At 51.6% G+C, this 20,764-nt stretch carries 13 protein-coding genes and 1 tRNA gene; 11 read left to right on the top strand and 3 right to left on the bottom strand.

What is annotated here, in order from left to right; translation table 11 throughout:
- The 9 genes from BGO59_RS08610 to BGO59_RS08570 all read left to right on the top strand — a co-directional run bounded on the left by BGO59_RS08610 (nucleotide 1) and on the right by BGO59_RS08570 (nucleotide 14,846).
- The gene (locus BGO59_RS08610) at nucleotides 1-957 is read left to right on the top strand and encodes a patatin-like phospholipase family protein (RefSeq protein ID WP_293683201.1); all 957 of its coding nucleotides are present in this window, start codon (nucleotides 1-3) and stop codon (nucleotides 955-957) included.
- Nucleotides 954-1,460: a hypothetical protein gene (locus BGO59_RS08605; protein ID WP_293683199.1), complete on the top strand. Its 507-nt coding sequence runs from the start codon at nucleotides 954-956 to the stop codon at nucleotides 1,458-1,460. The genes BGO59_RS08610 and BGO59_RS08605 overlap by 4 nt, the downstream gene beginning before the upstream one ends.
- Before the next feature lie 239 nt (nucleotides 1,461-1,699).
- Complete coding sequence (locus BGO59_RS08600) at nucleotides 1,700-6,127, top strand: tape measure protein (RefSeq protein WP_293683197.1); 4,428 nt, start codon at nucleotides 1,700-1,702, stop codon at nucleotides 6,125-6,127.
- A 1-nt stretch (nucleotide 6,128) separates the two neighbouring features.
- The gene (locus BGO59_RS08595) at nucleotides 6,129-6,782 is read left to right on the top strand and encodes a hypothetical protein (RefSeq protein WP_293683195.1); all 654 of its coding nucleotides are present in this window, start codon (nucleotides 6,129-6,131) and stop codon (nucleotides 6,780-6,782) included.
- Entirely contained in the window at nucleotides 6,764-8,635 is a 1,872-nt protein-coding gene (locus BGO59_RS08590; RefSeq protein WP_293683193.1) for a hypothetical protein, read from the top strand. The genes BGO59_RS08595 and BGO59_RS08590 overlap by 19 nt, the downstream gene beginning before the upstream one ends.
- Nucleotides 8,632-10,257 (top strand): hypothetical protein, encoded by a 1,626-nt coding sequence (locus tag BGO59_RS08585; RefSeq protein ID WP_293683191.1) that lies wholly within the window; start codon nucleotides 8,632-8,634, stop codon nucleotides 10,255-10,257. Before BGO59_RS08590 ends, BGO59_RS08585 begins: the two co-directional genes overlap by 4 nt.
- A gap of 2 nt (nucleotides 10,258-10,259) precedes the next feature.
- Nucleotides 10,260-10,619 (top strand): hypothetical protein, encoded by a 360-nt coding sequence (locus BGO59_RS08580; protein WP_293683189.1) that lies wholly within the window; start codon nucleotides 10,260-10,262, stop codon nucleotides 10,617-10,619.
- 3 nt (nucleotides 10,620-10,622) lie between these two features.
- Nucleotides 10,623-13,952, top strand: coding sequence for a hypothetical protein (locus BGO59_RS08575; protein WP_293683187.1), 3,330 nt, complete (start codon nucleotides 10,623-10,625; stop codon nucleotides 13,950-13,952).
- Nucleotides 13,953-13,979: 27 nt separating this feature from the next.
- Nucleotides 13,980-14,846: a fibronectin type III domain-containing protein gene (locus tag BGO59_RS08570; protein ID WP_293683185.1), complete on the top strand. Its 867-nt coding sequence runs from the start codon at nucleotides 13,980-13,982 to the stop codon at nucleotides 14,844-14,846.
- Nucleotides 14,847-15,001: 155 nt separating this feature from the next.
- On the opposite strand, the gene BGO59_RS08565 is transcribed toward BGO59_RS08570, so the two are convergent.
- Nucleotides 15,002-15,075, bottom strand: a tRNA-Arg gene (locus BGO59_RS08565).
- Nucleotides 15,076-15,495: 420 nt separating this feature from the next.
- Between BGO59_RS08565 and yiaA the strand changes: the two genes are divergently transcribed.
- The gene (gene yiaA / locus BGO59_RS08560) at nucleotides 15,496-15,882 is read left to right on the top strand and encodes an inner membrane protein YiaA (RefSeq protein WP_293683183.1); all 387 of its coding nucleotides are present in this window, start codon (nucleotides 15,496-15,498) and stop codon (nucleotides 15,880-15,882) included.
- A gap of 416 nt (nucleotides 15,883-16,298) precedes the next feature.
- Here yiaA and BGO59_RS08555 read toward each other — a convergent pair whose 3' ends face one another.
- Entirely contained in the window at nucleotides 16,299-18,791 is a 2,493-nt protein-coding gene (locus BGO59_RS08555) for a PAS domain-containing sensor histidine kinase (RefSeq protein WP_293683182.1), read from the bottom strand.
- A gap of 365 nt (nucleotides 18,792-19,156) precedes the next feature.
- Between BGO59_RS08555 and BGO59_RS08550 the strand changes: the two genes are divergently transcribed.
- The gene (locus BGO59_RS08550) at nucleotides 19,157-20,125 is read left to right on the top strand and encodes a GDP-mannose 4,6-dehydratase (RefSeq protein WP_293683181.1); all 969 of its coding nucleotides are present in this window, start codon (nucleotides 19,157-19,159) and stop codon (nucleotides 20,123-20,125) included.
- Between the two features lie 50 nt (nucleotides 20,126-20,175).
- Here BGO59_RS08550 and BGO59_RS08545 read toward each other — a convergent pair whose 3' ends face one another.
- Nucleotides 20,176-20,763 carry a putative colanic acid biosynthesis acetyltransferase gene (locus BGO59_RS08545; RefSeq protein ID WP_293683180.1) on the bottom strand — a complete coding sequence of 196 codons (588 nt, stop codon included), beginning with the start codon at nucleotides 20,761-20,763 and terminating at the stop codon, nucleotides 20,176-20,178.
- Nucleotide 20,764 lies beyond the last annotated feature (1 nt).

The following is a 20,764-nucleotide window of genomic DNA, read 5'->3' as shown; positions in this document are numbered from 1 at the left end:
ATGAAAAAATGGTTCTGGGTTTTCGGAGGAGGAGGCAATAAGGGAGGCTATCAGGAAGGCGTGATTCGGGCAGCAGTTGAACTGAATCATCAGCCGGATGCAGTGGCGGGTACGTCGGTCGGAGCACTGAACGGAAGTTTTGTGGCCATGCGACTGTACCATGTGCTGGCCTATTTCTGGGACTTGGTTGAGGTGCATGGCTATCCTGAAATCTGGGATAGCTGGCTGGTCAAGGAAGTCGCTGGTTCACTCACGGCAAAATTTGGTGGGATAGCAGGCCTGCTCTTGCAGGGTCAACTAAACAAGATCGAGGGTCTGGGTACACTTCGACCCCTGCGGGAAAAGCTGAGTGACTATGTGAAGCTTGCTGATTTTCGGATACCCTTTCTCTGCGGCATCACCTCGCTGACCGATGGACAGTACCATAGTATCAACATCCAGGACTGTCTGACTGATGCCGATGCGGTGGATGCGATTGTAGCCTCAGCAACGATGCCCATCATCTGGGACCCGGTACCCGCAGTCCGCACAACGAAGGGAACGTTCTTTCAGTGCACTGATGGCGGTGTACAGAGCATCACACCGATCAAAGAAGCGATCGACTTTATCAATCGTCAGCCAGACGCCAAAGACTGGGGAATGGTAATTGTACCCTGTGGCACGGATCAGATGGAGCCCCACCCTGAACCGTATTCGTTGATGGGTGTCGTGGGCCGGGTAATGGATATGATGCTGAATCAGATTTTTATGACCGACATCAGCCGATTCAAGTTGATCAACGAGTTTGTTGCTGCATCCGTCCAGCCGACCCTGGATGGCTACCGTCACATTCCGTCGATTATCATTCAACCCAGTGCCAATCTGGGTAGCACTCTGGATAGCCGTGCCGAAGCCATCCGGTTTCGCCGGAGCCTGGGATATCAGGATGCTAAACAACAACTAACCTCTTTTTCGTGAACCCACCCGATACATTCAATGCCATGCTCGCTGAACAGGCCGAACTAAATACCCTCATTGAGCGAGGGGTGCAATTCACAGTACAAAAACGAAGCCTGCTGAAGTGGCTGGGTAAGCCCGAACGGACGTTTGAGCTGAAACAACCGTTCCTGTTTACCCTGGACCAACTTAGTGCCGAGTTCGTTTTGATGGACTTCTCGGAAGATCGGTTAAAGCAAAACCCTTTAGGCGAAAGCAAGGTACTGGCCCATATCAACGCCAAGCGGTGCGCTAGGATTGTGGCCATTGCGGTGCTGAACCGGCGCTGGAAAATCCGCTTTCTGGGGCCGTTGCTCGCCTACTATCTGGCTGATCGCCTTACGCCCACCAAGCTGTTTCAACTCGTCATCCTGATCAATCAGATTTCCAATCTAGGGGATTTTACCAACTCTATCAGATTCCTGCACGCCAGCAGGACGACGGCTCCGGCGCTGATAGAGACTCCGGAGCTGGACGAGGACTAAAAACACCCTACGGCCAGCGGGGAGCGATCTGCGCTCATTTTGGCTGGAGTTGGGATTACTTACACCACGGTATTCGATGGCCGATTGTGCAGCGGATGCTGATTGATGGTCCCAGCTACGAGGCTGGTAAGAAAAAAGGGGAAACCGCACCGGATGAGATCGATCTGACGGCGGACAATTTTGAAAAGGTGATGCGGAGCCTTGATTTCTCCAAATTGACCTAGTAAACAGATTCTGACATGACGGGAACAGGGCCTTTATCGTTCGATGCGCTAATTAACGACGTCAATTTTCGCTCCCAGTTGGATGCGATGGAACGGCGCGTACTCGGCTTTTCGGCCACAACCGTGCGCGAAACCGACAAAATTGACGCTAGTTTCAAGCGGCTTGGTCAACTCGCAGCGGGCTATTTTTCCTTCAATGCGTTATCCCAGTTACCAGCTCAGATCTTAAAGGTACGGGGTGAATTCCAGCAACTGGAAATAGCCTTTACCACCATGCTCAAAAGCAAAGCCAAACAGGAGGCTTTGCTTAATGATCTGGTGCAAACAGCCGCAACGACACCCTTTACGCTGAAAGACATAGCCAGTGGCGCCAAACAGCTCCTGGCTTACGGCTCCGCAGCGGGTCAGATCGTGCCCGAACTCCGGATGCTGGGCGATGTAGCGGCTGGTACGGCAACGCCCATCAATGAGCTGATTTATTTATACGGAACGCTTCGCACGCAGGGCCGGGCCTACGCCGTCGATATTCGACAATTTGCGGGCCGGGGCATTCCGATCTATCAGGAACTAGCCAAGGTGCTGGGCGTGAACGTCGATAAGGTTAATGATTTTGTCGAATCAGGCAAAGTCGGCTTTAAGCAGGTTGAGCAGGCGTTCAGGAACATGACCTCCAGTGGGGGTCTGTTTGCGGGTCTGATGGACGCTCAGAGTAAATCGCTACTGGGCCTAAAAGATCGACTGGCTGATGCGTGGGATCTGATGCTGAATGACATCGGCAAGAAAAACGAAGGCGTAGCGGCTAACCTGCTCGATACGGCCACCTCAGTGGTTCAGCACTATCAGGACGTGATTGACATCCTGAAAATTGCCGCCATCACCTACGGCACCTATAAATCGGCGATTCTGCTAGTTTCCGTTGCCCAGCGGGCGCAACTCTTTTTACTTCAGTCAGTAGCTTTAGAGCAATCTTTAGCCGCAGCCGCTGGTGAAGTGCTGACCGCTCAGCAGGCCCGCCAGATCGTGGTATCGAAGCTACTCCAGCAGGCCCAGGCCAGTCTGAATGCGACCATGCTGGCCAATCCGTACGTGTTAGTCGCTACGGCCCTGGCGGCCCTGATTACGACTGCATTTTTGTACCGACAGGAAGTGCAGCAGGTCAAATCAGCATCGGAGCTGATGGGCGAAAGTGCCAAAGAGGTGGTGGGTCAGTTTCGTCAGCAATCATCGGAAGTCAAGACCCTGATCGGCGTTGTTCAGAATCAAACCGTAGCGGAGAGTGAACGGTTGAAGGCGTACAATCGGCTCAAAGAAATTGCGCCCGATATTGTGTCAGGCCTTGATTTCCAGAAAGCCAAAACGGCTGATCTGACCAAAGCCCTGAACGAGTACTTACTGGCGCTGGAAAAGAAAATCCGGCTGGAAAGTGCCCAGAATAAACTCAAAGAAGCGCTCGATCAGGACACTGAAGCGGCCGAACGCTTGAAAAAAGCCCAGGATGATTTAGTTAAACAGGCTAAGTCGAATCAGCAGTTTGTGATTGGTACGGCCATTACTCAAAATGGTCCAGCGGTCCTGAAGCAATCCGATCTGGCCCGTCAGCAGCTGGATGAGGCCTCCCAGATTAAAAAGCAGACCGAACTCGTTGTAAAGGACATTGAGCGGACCATTTCGGGCATTTATAGTGGAGGCTCGAAGGATGCCCTCAATGCACAGATCAACCAGTTAGAGCTGGTCAGATCCAAACTTACTGATAAGCTCTCCCCTGCCTATAAGCAGGTAGAGGACCAGTTAACGGAGCTAACCAAGCAGCGCGATGCCCTCACTCAGGCCGAAAACGCTGGTGGCACGGCCGTGGCCAAAACGGTCGACTATTACGACGCGGAGATCAAAAAAGCCAAAGAGCTCCGTGATCAAAACGCCACGTCTCGAACTGAATACGTTAAGTATCAGGCTCAGGTCGATGAGTTGACCCGGGCCCGCAACCGGCTGACGGGGGAGTTGACTAAATCCGAAAAGAAAGCCGCCAAAGAAGCCGAGAAATCGGGGCCATATGGTAGTGTCGATTACTGGGAGTACGTGAGTAAAAAAGCCCAGGAGGTTTTAGAAAAAACATCCGTTTCCGATACGGCTACGATTCAAAAGCAGCAGGCGATCAAACTGGAGGCTGACAGGCGTGCAGAGGATGCACGCAAACTGGTCAATCTGAAAACCTTTCAGGAAGAGCTGGATGAGAAAAAGAAGCTTTACGTATTCTATGAGCGCTGGGTAGAAGCCTATGGCAAAGAATCAGCCGATAATCAGTTCTCTCATTTGTTAGCGTCGGGCGAGTCCTACGTGGCGTATCTGAATCAGCAAATTGATAAACTGGATGCCCAGCGCAACAGTGAAGGGTTATCGGCCAAAGAAGCCCAGGACCTGGCCTCCCTGTTTGACCAGCGCGCCGAAGCCTCGGGCCAGAAAACGGCCATCGAGCGCTTTACGGAAGAGTTACAAAAGGCGGGCCGGGATGCGGTTTCCCTGACTAATTATCTGGAAACACTTCGTCAGAAACAGAATCAGCTCGATCCGGGTGATACCTCGGAAACGGCCATCAAGGCCCGAAAACTCCTGGCCGAACAGATCGTGGAAACTGAGCGTCAGCGCGAAGATGAGCTCCGTAGTTTCCTGCAATCCGTTTCAGGCACTGAACAGCAGCGGCTATCCATCACGGCCAAATACGCGGACCTTCGTGCCGCGGTTGAAAAGAAATTTGCCACTAACCGGGGAAAAGCCTACCTGCTGGCACTGGATGAAATTGACAGGGCCGAACGGGATGAAGTCAAGGAGGTGGCTGAGCGCACTGCCCAGTCGGCCGAAAGCTATAAAAAACTTGACGAGGTCATTTTAGAATCCGGCCGGGCCGGGCTGAAAAAACGACTGGCGGCCCTGAATGACTATCTGGATAAGGAAAAGGCGGCAATCAATACCCAGACCTATCAACAGAAGCTCAAAGAGCGCAATGACGTCAAGAAATCACTCACGGATGACGATCTGACCCGCGTCAATGAATTTGGTCAGATCGTGGGGCAACTCGGTGAAGCCTTTGCTGAGCTGGGGGGCACCGTCGGCGGGGTGGGTGGTTTATTATCAGGCTTTGCCTCCAATCTGAGTCTGGTTACCCAGGCCTTTAAAGAGGATTTGGATGCGGGGCAAAAAGCCCAGATCGGCTTACAGGCGGTCGTTAACCTGATTGGTATCGTTACCTCGGCTGCGGCTCAACGGAAAAAAGCCGAAGAGGCCTATTATAATGCCGTGATTGCGTCTCAGTCAGAATACAACCGGCTGCTTAACGATCAGATCGGCCTGCAGAGTCAGAATAACGAAAACGTCTTTTCGAAAGACTACATCGGTAGGCTCAAAGACGGCTATAAACAACTTTCTGACGCCGAACTCAAATACCAGGCGTCACTAAAAAAACTGGCTGAAGGCCGGGCCAAGGTCGGTCAGGAGAACGCCATCGACTGGGGGGCAGTAGGCAAAGCAGCCGCCTCGGGGGCTGCTATTGGCTCAGTCATTCCTGGAATTGGTACGGCCGTAGGTGCGGTGGTGGGTGGCATTGTTGGTGGACTGGTGGGGCTGTTCGGGGGTAAGAAAAAACAGGATGAGTTCGGTGCCCTGCTGCAAACCTATCCGGGTTTGATTCAGAAAGGCAAAGACGGCGTCGATGAACTGAATAAGGCCCTCGCCCAGACGCTGATCGATCACGACCAGGTCGACGAATCCACCAAGCAACTACTGCAGGATACCATCGCCTGGTCGGATCAGGTTGAAAAAGCCCGGGAGCAGATCAAGGGAGTTATTTCGGACCTCGCTGGCTCCTTGGGCGATGATTTACGCAACAGTTTGGTCAATGCCTTTGAGGAAGGAACCTCGGCTGCACAGGCGTTTGGCGATTCGGTGTCGAAGGTGCTGGAAAACGTGCTATCGCAACTCATCTTCAACGAGGTCTTTAAGTCCCAGTTCGACCAGCTTCAGAAGGAGATGGAGCAGAGCTTTGCCGCCGGCGGTGATCAGAGTTGGATCGATGATTTTGGGCGCTTCTTTGGCAAAGCTGACGAACTGACTAAACTCTTCAACGATGGTTTGCAATCGGCTCAGGATGCAGCTAAACAGTACGGACTAACCATTTTCACCAAGAATAATTCGACCGCCCAGGCGAATTCCCTGTCGGGGGGTATAAAATCAATTCAGGAGGAAACAGCCTCTGTACTGGCGGGCCAGATCAACGCGATTCGCATCGGACAGGCCGATACGAACGGTATTATCCGTCAGCAGCTACTGGTCTTAAATAACATCGATCGTAACACAGCAGGCATTGCCCGCACAAATGAGCTACTCGATTCAGTCGACAGACGGTTAAAAAACATTGAATCAGACCCCTTGCGGGCCAAAGGAGGAGGGTAATATGGAACTAAGCTATTCGATCAACGCCATCACGTTTGCGCAGATGGGCCTGTTTGTGTCCGAATCGGAAGGGGTCGTGGATGCGCTCAAGCGTAAGCCACCGCTCAAAGTCGACTGGCCCAATGCGCATGGGGAAGTGGTCGATCTGAGCCGTGCCCGCTTTGAGCCTAGGGTCATCAAACTAAGCTGCTTTATGATTGCCCCCAATGCGGAAGGGTTCATGAATCAGCTCAACGCGCTGCGGGTCGAGCTCTACCGGCCCGGTACCCAGCGTCTACGTATCAACCCTGTTTCGGGAAGACCGTTTGTGTACGAAGTGTACTGCCCGGATGGAGTTGAGGTCAAAAAGAAATGGCGGAATGGTAAAATGTTTGCGCAGTTTGACCTAACCTTAATTGAACCCCAACCCATCAAATGGATCTTATCGGCTCCTGGCAACGCCACGGCCTCAATGACCCTATCGGCTCCCTCTCCCCTAACGTTCTACTGGGGTGATGGCAGTAATACCCAGGTGCAGGGCTGTAACCAGACCGTTTCCCACACCTATGGCGGCTCCTCCTCGGCGGTATACTATCTGATCATATCGGGAGAGCTTGACGTATTTGCGTCTCATTCATCCACCAACCTGACCGAAATATGGACCCGCTTGTATTAAGTAAACCCGGCTCTGACGATCTTCCCATCCTGGCCTTATCACCCCTTCGGGGCATTAATTCTGCTCAGCAGAAAGTGGATTTGCTCAATGGCGACACAGTAACGATTTCCATTACTACCACGGCCCCACTGGAGCTGTCGCTGGGCTATACCCTGTCCGTATTTGGTCAACTCTATACCCTGAATCAGTTCCCCCAGCTGATCCGAAAGGGCGAGAACTGCTTCGATTATGACCTCGTTCTGGAAGGGCCTCAGTATCACCTGTTACGCGTCATATTCTTCGATACCGATACGAGTGGCAATTCCCTGTCCTCAACATTCAGTTTGACGGGCAATTTGCAATCCTTCGCCCAGGTCCTGTTTGCCAACATGGCCAGGGTGTTTTCCGGCGCGTGGGGATTAGGTCAGGTTAAAGCGTACAATGAGGTCGGTACCTTAGTCGATGGTGCTGCCACAGCTACGAAAACGCTCTCGTTTGATAATGAGAACTGCCTGACTGTTTTGCAGCGGCTTTGTGAAGAATTTAATTCGGAGTTCGACATCGAATATAGGCCCAATGATGCTCCGAACCGAATCCTGCACATAAGGCCCGCCGGAACGGCTAAAACGGATCAGTTTCAGTACGGGCAAGGCAGAGGATTGTATGAACTGAGTCGCAACAATGTGCAAAACAGTCCCTTTTTCACACGGCTGTACTGCTACGGCTCGACGAAGAATCTGCCCTATGGCTACCGCAACTACGCCACGAGATTGCAGCTCCCCCTTTCGGGGCCAGCCCCCACCCTACCCACGCCCTATGACACCTACGTGCAGGATAATACGGCTGTAGCTCAGTACGGGCTGATTGAGGGCACGAAGGTATTTGAAGAAATTTACCCGGCTCGAACCGGAACCGTCACGGCGTCAACGGATCAGTTGACATTCGCGGATACCAGTCTTGATTTTAATGTGCTGTTTATTGATCACTACGATGCGGCTGGCAAAGCGGTGTATCGATACCTGATTCCGGGCCTAACGGCCAAGGTCCATTTTCAAACGGGCAGTTTGGCGGGTTATGAGTTTGAAATAACCGGCTTTGATCCGGCTACCTATACGTTTACGATCAAGCCTTACACGGATGATCGGGGCCTGGTGTTTCCTGGCAGTGATCCGGCTTCCCCCTTTCGCATCAGTGCAGGGGACACCTACGTGCTGGTGGATATCTACATGCCCGATAGTTACGTCGAAGCCGCTGAAGCCAAATTACTGGCAGCGGGTCAGGCCTATCTGGCTGATAACAAGGTGCCCCCCTTCGAATACTCCGTGATTTTGGATGAGATGTATTTGCAAAAACAGGCGAATGATACAGGCCCCACGCCTATCAACAATCCGCCTAATTTTTTTTCGGTGGGCGATTCGGTCAGGCTCATCGATACCGCGCTGGGCATCGATCGTCAGATCCGGATCATGGGCTTTACCCGAGACCTCACCCGGCCCTACCGCTACACCTTAACGCTGGGCGATGTGCCCAAAACCAGTTTATTGCAAAAGGTATTGTCTCAACAGGCGAGTGTCAAAAAGGCCCTTCGAAACGAAGGACTAGGCCAGCCAGCGGCTCCGGTGAACACTACCCCTTCCTCGGATAAACCGACCAAACGGGATGTTTCCCAGCTCCTGGAGGCCCTGGGAAAGCCTGTCAACCATACCTTGTTTGCGGGCATTTTACCAGATGGGTTTCAACCCCATAACCAGACCAATCTGGACCCTTATCAGCTCATTGTGGGCGTGTTTGATAAACCCGTCAGCGATGCCAATGCCAATTTACTGGGGCAGGTCAAAGCCATCGCCCGTAAAACCCCAACCTTTCCGCTATGAGCGCAATTACTCCCCTGGGCACGGCCACGGGTCCATACTGGCAGTACCGACTCCGACGCGGCAACTTGTCAACTGCCTGGCGTGACTGGTCAGCCGACCCACAAAACCCGACGTTTTTTGATACCGATCCTGATGGCGGTGCCCTTCGGACCAATACGACGTACTGGCTGGATGCCCGAAACAGTATTCTGCCTGATGGCCTTGCCGGTTCAATGAGTTCATTTCTGGCCGCTTCGCTTCAGATTACCGATACGGGCCGGGTGGTGCCAGTATCCGCAACTGGCAAAGTGGATGATTTATCCGATTCTAGCGGTTCGTCGTCTGTTGCGTCAGGTTTTCTCAATCTGGATCAGGTCCAGCCGGGCCAATTATTCACGGCTCAACAGATCAATAATAAAATCTATGCGGTTGCCATTTCCCGAACTCAGCTGGTTGAGGAACTGCTTAACCTGATTGGTTCAACAACGGCTTTAAAAACGATGCTGTGTGAGCTAGTGGCTAGTTGTGATCTGCCTGCCCCTGATACGTATGAGTGGATCATTAATGAACAGTACGAAGAGGTCATTGATGAAACCCAGCCCCCAACCGATCTGACAATCCTGATCGACAGTGCTGATTTCGCCCCGTCAGGTACAGGCATTTTCCGCATCGCTGGCCCTACGACGCTGGTGGAAGGGGCGGCTGGTCAGTACAGCGTAGAGGAACAATTGACCACGGGAGCCTGGGCAGCCCGTTCGGCCTCGGTCGTTTGGTCGACGGTAGGCGCTCCCAGCGGGGTCAGTATCAATAGCGGGTCGGGCCTGTTAACCGTTGGGGCTAATGCACTCTCCGCTGATGTTTCTATTTCGGTGCATGCTGCTCTATTAAACTCGGTGGTCGAACTGCCCGTCACGTTGTCCAACACGGCCCCAGCTATTACAGGCTATCACATTTCAGGACCGGCTGCGCTCTCCGAAGGGGCTACCTCAACTACCTACTACGTTATCATCGACTATGCCGATTCGAGTTCGCTCATATATGTGGGATCGGGTACTTTCTCTTTGGTCGGAGCACCTTCTGGTGTTACGCTAAACGGCGGCTCGAATGCCCAGTGTAGTATCACGGCCAATTTAAACGTAGTGACCACAAATACGGACATTACGCTGCGGTTCACGCTGCCCAACTCGACCCAGATTTCTAAAACCGTCACGATTCAGGACCTGCCCTGCACGTCTCACGCCATGCTCACCCAGAGCCAGTACGACGCGCTGCCAAGCGTGGGCATTTACGAATACGCCGATCCGGATACCCCCAATGGGCCGCTGTCCTACACGTCAAGAGCATTTATTTCCAGATCGGAGGCTTTAGCTAATTTCTCGCTGCCTGCCAGTCAATCGATGGCCAATTATGATTTCTTACGGGCTACGACTAGTAACTGTTCGGTGGGCGATGTGCTGTATGGCGATAACCGGACCGAACACGTCGTGGCGCAAACCAATGCGTTTTATCCCGTCGAAGCAGGCTGGTGGGGTATTCAGTGGAACGCGCCCGGGGTTGGTACAGCGGGTTCGGTGATTTTGCTCCAAACCAACCCCTGCGGAGACATCATTACCCGGGAAACCGTTTCTATTCCTGCTCTATGACCATGGCAACAACCGGACGAACGATTATCAAAGCGACTAAGCGCATTACTTCCCCCGACGGCGTAGTGACCGATGCGCCCCCGCAGTACTGGCTCAGAGCTGAAGGCGATGCCTGTACGGGGGATGTAACGGCGTTTCAGACGGCCTCGGCCGGGCTTAATTTCGATACCCAGCTGACCATCTCCATGCCACAAGCGGCCTCGGGTACTCACTGGGTTATTAGCAGCTGCGGCCCCACGCTGGGCCTGACCGTGCTGATCGACAGCAGTGATTTTGTGCCAGATCAGACCGGGCCCGATGGCAGCGACTTATCGACGCTGGATATTTCCAGTGAGTCCAATGTACAATACTTTAATCCCTAAGATATGGCCGCACCTACCTTACAAACCTACCGCACGTCGGTCTTAAATGGTCAGGCCCTCGTTCTGGCCTGTTATAGCGATGGCTCGACTCAGCGGCTCTCTGAGCTGCCTCCTGGCGTGACCATTGCCCGGAAAGGGGGCCTGATCCGCTTGCCCTATACGCCTGAAGCGAAAGGGGTCTATAACCCGGAGCAGTTTGGGCCCGATAAATATTACGATCCGAACTTTCGCTATATTCTGGACTGGAATCCGGGTGGGAAGTCCGTGGCGCAGCGTAAGCGTATCGGCGTCAACGCGTTCAATCACTGGACCTTGACCGATCAGGAAAAAGCGGCCCTTACCTACGGGGAGGGAATTTTATACCTGACCGAAAGCGGTCTGCATGGACCCATGGAAGGCCGGGGCGTGTATGAAGCGATCTATTCTGATTATGAGAATTATATCTGGAACCACATCCCAACCTGCGGATCCGGGGCTGACCCGGGCGTGAAGCTGGTCGTTCTAAACATCGAAAAGAGTTTAGGCTGGGGCCGGGGTTCGTACAGCGATGCGGAGTGGAACACCAAAAAGACTCAGTCCATTTTTCTGGAAAGTACGGGGACTACCGTCACTTACGATACCTTAAACACGACCTCGGGGCTGTGGGCATCGGAAGCCCTGACCCGCGCCCAGAACCGATTTGTGCTCTTAATGGAGGCTTTAAAAAAGAAAGCAGCCGAAAGCATTACGCCTAAAACGGATCTGGAAGTGGTGTTTGGGGCCTCGATGTACCAGGGCGAACCCAGACTGGATTTTGTTAATAATTCCGGCATTTTCATAGAGGGATCAGTCAATATCAGTCATATTTCCGGCGCGTCGGGTTCGACACTAACGATTAATGGTCGCACCTATACGAACATATCGGGTTCGATCTGGGACCACGAATCCTCGATGCAGGGCTATTATTACCGCATGGGTAAGGATTTTTTAGAAGTGGATGGCAAGGCCATTTTTGAAGACAAAGTGCCCGCCACCCAGAACTACACCTACCTGTGGAGCAAGCAGCTTCCGCGTCACATCGTTGCCGATGAGAAAGGCTATATTCAGTTAAATGAGAAACGCATGCGGGACCGACAGGGCAGGACCCGGCCCATCATCCGGCAGATCGAGCCGCAGTACGAAACCGATACCACGGCCCTGATCAAGCCCGATGGCTCCTACCGAGTCATCAACGCCCGGATACCATTTGCTGATTTGCAACCCGGCGTAACGGGTGATGGCGAAGCGCCCAAGGTCTGGCAGCCGCCGGGGGATAACTATTCCCGTTACTGCGTGATCCGGCTCCGGGCGGGGGCCGAAAAAGGCTGGGGGCTGTATCTGTTCCCACCGGGCGATGTGTCGAAGATCAATTTGCCCATTGCCCAAAATCTGGTCTTCAACCACGAATTGCACGCCATTACGGCCCTCGATCAGGCCCGGGCCGACATGCAGCGCTTCGAGCGCTGGTGGGCAGGTTCGACCTACGTGGAGGATCCCGAGGTGCAGATTAATGGAACCGGCGCGTTTACAGCCTATTCGGGTACCGAGGCCTATGCGTATTCGTCGGGCACGTTTGGCACCCCCAAACCCGCCTTTATGCTGCGCTGGAAAGACGAAGGCACAACGTGGCGGGTCGTATTCGTGGGCGGCATGAAACAGGGCTTTACCGATGAGACTACGGCCGTCCTGCGCGTGCCCGGTGGGCTACTGAACGGAAACCGGTTCAGCGTCAAGCTGATTGGTCCCTACGCGCACGTCTTCGAGGTCGTGGTGCAGAAAGCCGACATTGGACAAACCTATGAGGTCTTACCTATCGTCAACACCGATTGGCTCAGGCCCGGTTATGCGGCTAGAACGGCCAATACCAGCTCGGGAAGTGGCGGTGATAACGGTTCATCGGGTGGTGGCACCGTGGCCATTAACAAGCCGAGCTTCGATACGTTTGACTACAGTCCCATTCTGACCAATCCGACCTGGAGCGAGTACGATTCCCGGCTGCACCGGGGCGTACCGATTGGCGATAAGATCGTGCTGGATAACGGTATTATCCGGGTCGAGATCTGGAAGAATTTCGGGGGCGCACCGGGCCATATCTCGGCGAGTGGGCAGCCCAACATCATTAACCAGAACGACTGGGGCAGAGGGACCGGCATGACCATTTACCGCGGAGGCCGCACCCGGCAGGTGGAAGCCGATGGCAGGGAGATTCAAGCCCAGTGGGCGAGCGCTGAGGGCGGTGGCGTGGGCAACAACCCGATTCAGATCGGCGACACCTTCGACAATCCGGCCGTGGTGATCCAGGTGGGTCGCAGCGGCAATAGGGTCTATACCAAATCGGTCATGATGAACTGGGCGGTCAGAAATGAACCCACCGATGTAATTTTAGAGCAGTGGGTGGAAATCAATGGCGCCGAATGTGATGTGCGGGTCAAGATGACCCATAACCGGACCATGGATCAGGCCTCGTACGAAGCCCGCTCGAATGAGTATCCGAACGTGATTGTCAACGCACCGTATAAATACAACGCCCACGTGGATGCCAGTGGCAACGTGGTCTATTTAACGAACTGGGACCAAACCCCGGTGCCGATGAAAGAGAACTGGTACGCTGTCGTGCCTGACAATAACATCGGCAGTCAGGGCCTGGGCGTCTGGCGCGATGGGGGCTATTCAACGTCTCAGTTCCGCTATGCCCCCAACGATACGGCTTCTGGCGAGTTTGACAACCCGGCGAACTACTCGGTGTCAAACCAGAGCATTATCTGGGACTGGAACGGGGTCTATTACACCAACCATAAATTCCGCATCGGTACCGTGCAGCAGATCCGGGACTGGGCGAATGCCTTGCCAACCAATCGCAACAAACTCAGCTGGAAATTCAATGCCCGCAACGGGCGGGGCTATTTCCACTACGGCAATGGACGCGATACCGGCTTCCCAACGCCCGATACCGGGGTTGAAATCAGTCCCATCAACGGGGGTAGTTTCGTGGATATTCACTGGCCGAAAGTATCGATTCCAGTCAGTCAACTCGATAAGCTCTATGTCCGTTACAAAGGCGCTTCGGGCTGGCCGACCTCGCTAATTCTCAAAGCGGGCACAGTGGGGCAGTCACCGAATCAGTACGATGGCCAGCAGGCATCGGCTACGCTGATCTGCGACAATACATGGCGAACGGCTACGTTCAACCTGGCCGGTATTTCGGGGCTGAGTGAAAATGTACAAAATGTGCAATTAACAGCTTTGTCGGTACCAACGGGCGCTAAGTTCAGCATCGCCTGGGTCAATACCGCCAACACCGACCCCGAACCTTAACAAGAACCCTCCTACTTATTTACCACTATGGCAGAAGGAACCCAGAATAATATACGCATCAAAGCCTCACCCAGCGGACCGGTAGCTTATACAGTTCGCACCACCCGCGAAACCGGAACTAACGGTTTTCCACTAACCACTCAGGGCAACGCGGCCATGGCCGCTGCCATCAAAGCGGGCACCTATCCATTCCCGCTCGTGGTGGAGGATAACGGGGCCGTGATTCCAGCCAATACGGTACCACCGACGACTAAACCGGCAGCTCCTGCCCTATCGGCTCCCACCAACGTCTCAGCGGCCACCGCATCCGGGACCAGTATCAACATTACCTGGAACGCGGTATCAGGGGCAAGTGGGTATCAGATCGAGCGGAGCAGCAACGGCTCTTCGGGCTGGACCCAGATCGGAACGCCGACCACGGCGCTGTACTCGGATACGGGCCTAACCACTGGTTCGACCTATTTTTACCGGGTTCGGGCTACGTCGGGTTCGGCAACATCGGGCTATTCCTCCGTGGTCAACGCAGCTACGTCGTATCCAGCCTACTCCCAGACCAAGCAGGGCATTGCCAATTTTTACGTGCATTCCTACGAGAGTCCGACCAATCCGGCTACCACTGAAGACATGCCGTTTACTAATGCCCCCAAAACGGCATCGGACTACAACTTCTCCTTTACCTACCAGAGCAATCAGGGTTCACCGGGTCAGGGAGGTATCAAGGTCAATGGCGTTCGGCAAATCACCTTCAACACCGAGGTAGCCGACGGCGGCACGCGCACCATTACGGGCACGATCAGTTTACAACAGGGCGATAACCTGATTACCTTCGAGTACGTGAGTGGCGTCTGGTACAATCCGCGCTCAATGACCATCAGCCGGGCGGCTGGGGCCTAAGAATTTGGTTTAAAAAAACAGGAAGGTTAAAATAGTCCGCTGGTGATGTACTGGCGGATTTATTTTTGCTCAAAAACGGCCAAGCCGGGCCAATGCATGGGCCATTCAAGAAAAAAGGCAGTCACGTTTTGACGCGTAACTGCCTGACTGTGAGGTGATCCCGAAGCGACTCGAACGCTTGACCGTCTGCTTAGAAGGCAGATGCTCTATCCAACTGAGCTACAGGACCATTGCTACAATCCTTGAATCATTACTATGCGAAAAATAGATTAAAAGCTGATCGCGACCTACTGTTCTATTTGTAACTCATTCAATAGATGCGTCAAAAATACGTGCATTTCTACTATTTTACAAAAATGCCCTCATGATTATCCTGCTGGCAGCCATTTCGGGAATCATTCGCTGAGAGCGTCATTTATTAACTCATTCCTACCCACTATTGATTATCTCTATTTTTCGTAGTCAGCCCTTTACAATTTTGTGCCAGTAAAACAAGGTGGTTGATGCCACAGAATACGGGTTGTCGATCGATTACTCCGCTAACATCTCCCTGCCCCATTGTCCATACTAAGCCCTAAAAATCAGCCCATTACAAGCAGTTAAGCGAATAATACCCTTACAAAATATTCACCATTAAATCACTACAAAAATGACTCAAAAACCCTCGATGGCCTTTGTTGGCGCTTCCTGGATGGCGCTGGGTGCCGGTATGTTTGGTTTCTTAATCGGCCTCTGGCGTTCCGACATGCTGCTCAATGAAAAAGGATTTTACTTCACCGTGCTGATGTACGGTCTATTCTCTGTCGTATCCGTACAGAAGAGTGTACGAGATCGGCTGGAAGGGCTGCCCGTAACAGATATATACTATGGATTGAGCTGGTTTTCTACAATTTTAGCCATCGTGCTTCTGACCGTCGGTCTTTGGAACGCCACCCTCTTACCCAGCGAGAAAGGGTTCTATGCCTTTGCTTTTCTGCTCGCGTTGTTTGGCGCCATAGCTGTACAAAAAAACACGCGCGATGGTCAATCGGCCTAGCGTCTCAATAGCCCATCGATAAGTTTGGCTTATATTTTTTTGTCAGACATACTGGCTCACCTCAACCACTTACTAATCATCCTGTTTCGTTTCATAGGTAGTCGAAAAGGGTAATTTAGAGATTGCCGTCCAATCAATAAGTTAACGATTGAGACAATTATTCCCTAAAATGGCCCCGATTGCAAACTATTGGTTCTATAGCTAGCAAGCTCTTATGGGTTAGATTTAAACGCTGGGCTCGCCATGAGGTCAGCGTTTTTTGTGCACAATCTCCTTCCATACCTCCAGGCGAATCCTGAAACTATCAGATGGATGAGTGGCCGCCTATCCAAAGAGCAGATGATAACAGGCATTTATTTATCTGTATTTCGACAGACCTCCCTATATGTTGAAAAAACCTGCAATACTGAATTAACTTACACCGGCAGATAGACGCTAAATATAGCACCGTGGTTTGGCTCGCTCATGGCTGTAATAGCCCCCCCATGATTAGTAGCCACTTTCTGGCAAATGGCCAGTCCTATTCCTGTACCGGCAAACTCTCGCTTAGTGTGCAATCGCTGAAAGACCTGAAAAATCCGATCCCTGTATTTCTCGTCAAACCCAATCCCATTATCAGCTATATCGAGGCAATAATAGGATTTTGATTGCCGCAGTATAGGTAGCGAAAGTGGTAAATCTCTGGCTAGTAGCTGACTGACTCGTATCTGAACAACAGGCTTAATACCTGGCTGATGAAACTTAATCGCATTGGATAGTAAGTTCTGAAATAGTTGTCCTAGTTGTAAGGAATCTCCATCCAGGATGGGTAATGGATCAATCTGGATAACTGCTTTTGATTCATCGATGGCAATCGACAGATTTTCCAGAACTTCACGAACTACATCGTTCAAATCGACCCGCCTATGGGCTACCTGCTGGGTCGAAATACGGGAGAAAGTGAGTAGGTCTTTGATGAGCATCGACATCCGCGAACTTGCCGACGTTAACCGATCCAGAAAGTCTTTCCCTTTATCATCCAGTGACGTAGTATATTCCTGTTTGAGAAGGGTACTGAACTGCTGAATTTTACGAAGCGGCTCCTGTAAATCATGGCTGGCCACATACGCAAACTGTTGCAGGTTGTCGTTCGAACGAATCAAAAGCTGGTTTGCTTCAGTAAGCTCTTCATTGATGGCCGTTAACTCTTCATTCGTCGATTCCAGTTCCTCCGTACGTTCCTGCACCTGCCGCTCTAGCGTAATCCGAACTTCCCGTTGCTGGGTAATGTCTTGCGCTGTGCCACTCAGTATAGACGGTCTTCCATCGGGATCGTAAAAAACACGGCCCTGTGCGTGTATAATTCGAACCTGTCCGGTAAGCTGGTTGACGATTGGGTGTTCATTTTCGTAGAAGCCGGATGAGCCGGGCTGGATAGCAGCCTCAATGGCTTCAACAACCTGCTGCTGGTAACTGGCAGGCAATGGATTATAAGCCGCATCCTGCGTTTTTGTGCTATCGGAGAAGCCAAGCCAATCCATAAACCGTTCGGAGTACGAAAACGTCCGGGTAGCTATATCCATACGCCAGGTAGCCAGCTCTGCCAACTCAATTGCTCCAAGCAAGGTGGCTTCTGCATCCTCTAACTGTTGCTTGGCCTCAACCAAATCCGTCACCTCGGCGGCTGTATTCATAACGCCGTAGATGTTACCTTCGGTATCGTACAGTGGCGTAAAACTGTAGTTGAAATAAAATGGTTGCAGCTTGCCATCTACTTCCAGATCGACACGCTGATATCGGGCGTGAAACGGAATACCTGTTTCGTAAACACGGTCAAGCTGAGCATATATTCCCTGGCTTTTCAATTCGGGCAATAGGTCGGCGTAACGCTTCCCCACTACATCAGAGCCCTTTCCCCAAACGGTAATAATAGCAGAATTGGCAAACTGAATCTGCATGTGCGGCCCTACATAAATACCGATCGGAAAAGGGGCGCTTTCGATGATACTCCGTAACGCCTGCGCACTGGCGGCTACTTCCTGCTCCGCTTTTTTACGATCCGTTATATCCTGAAGGGTGCCGTTGAACCGATATGGTATATGATCGGGAGTAAACCAGGCCTTACCTTTTGCCCGCACGATCCGTTCTTCGTTCGTAAGGGGATGGACCAGCGTATAATCAATATCGTAGTGCCCTCCTGATTCATACTGCAAGGCCCACTGAATGGCTTTTTCAACGTTCTGTCGATCTTTTTCGGCAACAACACTAGTTGCCAACGGTAAATCAACCGGCCCATCGGTAGGTAATCCAAACCATTCTTTCAGCCGTGCATTGGCCGAAAACTCATTCGAACTCGGGTCCAGATCCCAGGTCCCGAGTTCGGTGGCCTCAATAGCAAAAGCAAGCTGGTCGTTGGTTTCTTTGAGTTTCTGGACGGTTCGAACCTTCTCGGTAGTTTCGGTGCAGGTTACAAGTACACCATCAATCTGGCCATTCTCACCATACACCGGGCTATAACTAAATGTCCAGTAAGTATCTTCGAGTTTCCCATCGCGGTAGAATGGAACCAGTTGATCTTCATACCAAACCGCATCGCCAGTTGTCATCACCTTGTCGATCAACGGGCCGATAAAGGACCAGATTTCGCTCCAAACCTCTTGGCCCCGTTTCCCCAACGCCGGGTGTTTTCCTTCATGCCCAAGGCTGGGTCGATAAGCATCATTGTAGAAACAAATGTGTTCGTCACCCCAGAAAAGAAACATAGGAAATGCCGAATGCAATACAATACCCAGGGTCGTACGCAAGCTACGGGGCCACCGATCAGGGGTATCTATGGATGTTTGGTGCCAATTATACGTTCGGGTGAGTGCCCCCATTTCTCCCCCACCCTGCAAAAAGGGCAATTTATGTTCAGAATTCAATTTGTTCACAGTACAGATGTCGTTGAGTAATAAACCCTTGTACCGACGGGTATGTTTTTTTCAGATCGTTAATCAGTAGGTTATCGAACACCGTGACAGCCTATTCCAGCAAATTCATACACAGACTTAATGCTATTTCATTATTGAAACGCCGAAGATAGCGAACGATAAACGCCCAAACATGCTTCCCTGAAAACTCCTATTTAAGGGGATAATTTATTTTTTATTTTTAGATAATTGAAAACAAATACCGTATATTTATTTAATAAAATTCTATTTTGGTATCTAATAAGATATATTTTCTAATAAAAATAAATATTCTTATCTATTTAGAACTAACATCTCAGGAACCATCGGATGGGCCAATTTCACTTATGAATGTACTAATTACGGGTGGTGCTGGGTTTATAGGGTCGCATGTAGCCGATCATTTACTCACTATGGGCTGTCGGGTGCATGTACTGGATAATTTCCACACGAATTACTCACGTGAACAAAAACTTCGGAATATTCATCAAAGCCTGGGTCATCCAGCCTACTTTCTGCATGAGGGCGACATTCGGGATGCCCCTTACCTGACTCATGTATTCAGGCAAGGTCAGTTCGATGTGGTGATTCATTTAGCTGCTTTACCCGGCGTTCAGGCCTCGCTTCAGCGCCCGGATGTATACGCCGATGTAAATCTCAACGGTACGCGTACGCTACTCAACGCTATGCATCAGTCTGGTGTACGAAAACTAATTTTTGGCTCTTCCTCGTCGGTTTATGGCGATCATCCGGCTATGCCCCTTCAGGAAGATTGCCAGCATTTGTTTCCGATTTCACCCTATGCGCTTACTAAATATAAAGGGGAGCAACTCTGCCGACACTATCACCAGCAATATGGTATTGAGAGTACCTGCCTGCGTTTTTTCACTGTCTATGGACCACGTCAGCGGCCTGACATGGCTATTTATCAATTTTTAGAAGCCATACGCCAGCAACATCAGCTGACCCTTTATGGCAAAGGGACTAGCCGCGATTACACTTTTGTAGCCGATATTGTACAGGGAATCAGTAAAGCCATGTTTCGGATCGATGGTTTTTCCATTTACAACATTGGCAGCGGGAGCTATATATCGTTACGGCAGTTGATTACCCTGATGGAAGATGTGACCAATCAGAAAGCACGTATCATTCAAAGGCCGGACCGACCTGGTGATGTAGCCCATACCTGGGCTGACTTGACCAGGTCGAAGCAGAAACTGGCCTATCAACCTACCACGAGCCTATCTGAAGGTCTTCAGCAAATGGCCGACTGGCTGGCTAGCAGAAATGCACAGGCGGCATTAAGCCGTTGTTAGCGTGAGGCCAGATTCTCAAATCTGGCCTCACGCTAACAACGGCTTAATAACTAAACACTCCAGACCTCCTGAACCCCCTCTGAATACGCGTCCAGTTGCTTACGATCTTTGAGTGGTTTGGCTGGCGTACCAACACATACTTTATTGGCAGGCAGAGACTTTAACACCGACGACCTTGCCCCAACAACCGTACCTTTTCCAATCGTAACACCGGGCGCTACGTACACATCGGTTGCCAGCCAGCATTCATCTTCTATAACGACAGGCTCCGTAAAAATGGCGAAATCGGCATCCATATAGTCGTGCGAGCCCGTACAGATGTAGCTCTTTTGCGAGACTATCACATTCGCCCCAATCGTAATAGGTCCTAAGCTATACAGTACAACATCATCACCAATACGGGTTGAATCGCCAATGGTCACTTTCCACGGAAACTGCGTGTGTACAGACGGCCTGACCTGAACACGCTGACCTATAGTAGCGCCAAAACTTCGAAGCAGAAACCGACGCCATCCGTACATAAACTGAGGGGACGTTCTGAAAAATAAGGATTCAACGATCCACCAAAGCTGTACATACCAACCGGGTCGGCCACGGAAGCCAGGAGGTAACTTGAAATTATCGATCTGTTGATACATG

This window comes from Spirosoma sp. 48-14, assembly GCF_001898575.1.
In the GTDB taxonomy this organism is placed as follows: Bacteria; Bacteroidota; Bacteroidia; order Cytophagales; family Spirosomataceae; genus Spirosoma.
Note: the sequence above shows the minus strand (reverse complement) of the source record. Positions and strands in the feature narration are given on the sequence as shown.

Excerpts from the sequence above, each read along its gene's own strand:
- BGO59_RS08610 (WP_293683201.1), top strand. The coding sequence starts at position 1 with ATGAAAAAATGGTTCTGGGTTTTCGGAGGAGGAGGCAATAAGGGAGGC.
- BGO59_RS08600 (WP_293683197.1), top strand. The coding sequence starts at position 1,700 with ATGACGGGAACAGGGCCTTTATCGTTCGATGCGCTAATTAACGACGTC.
- BGO59_RS08595 (WP_293683195.1), top strand. The coding sequence starts at position 6,129 with ATGGAACTAAGCTATTCGATCAACGCCATCACGTTTGCGCAGATGGGC.
- BGO59_RS08590 (WP_293683193.1), top strand. The coding sequence starts at position 6,764 with ATGGACCCGCTTGTATTAAGTAAACCCGGCTCTGACGATCTTCCCATC.
- BGO59_RS08585 (WP_293683191.1), top strand. The coding sequence starts at position 8,632 with ATGAGCGCAATTACTCCCCTGGGCACGGCCACGGGTCCATACTGGCAG.
- BGO59_RS08580 (WP_293683189.1), top strand. The coding sequence starts at position 10,260 with ATGGCAACAACCGGACGAACGATTATCAAAGCGACTAAGCGCATTACT.
- BGO59_RS08575 (WP_293683187.1), top strand. The coding sequence starts at position 10,623 with ATGGCCGCACCTACCTTACAAACCTACCGCACGTCGGTCTTAAATGGT.
- BGO59_RS08570 (WP_293683185.1), top strand. The coding sequence starts at position 13,980 with ATGGCAGAAGGAACCCAGAATAATATACGCATCAAAGCCTCACCCAGC.
- yiaA (WP_293683183.1), top strand. The coding sequence starts at position 15,496 with ATGACTCAAAAACCCTCGATGGCCTTTGTTGGCGCTTCCTGGATGGCG.
- BGO59_RS08550 (WP_293683181.1), top strand. The coding sequence starts at position 19,157 with ATGAATGTACTAATTACGGGTGGTGCTGGGTTTATAGGGTCGCATGTA.
- BGO59_RS08545 (WP_293683180.1), bottom strand. The coding sequence starts at position 20,763 with ATGTATCAACAGATCGATAATTTCAAGTTACCTCCTGGCTTCCGTGGC.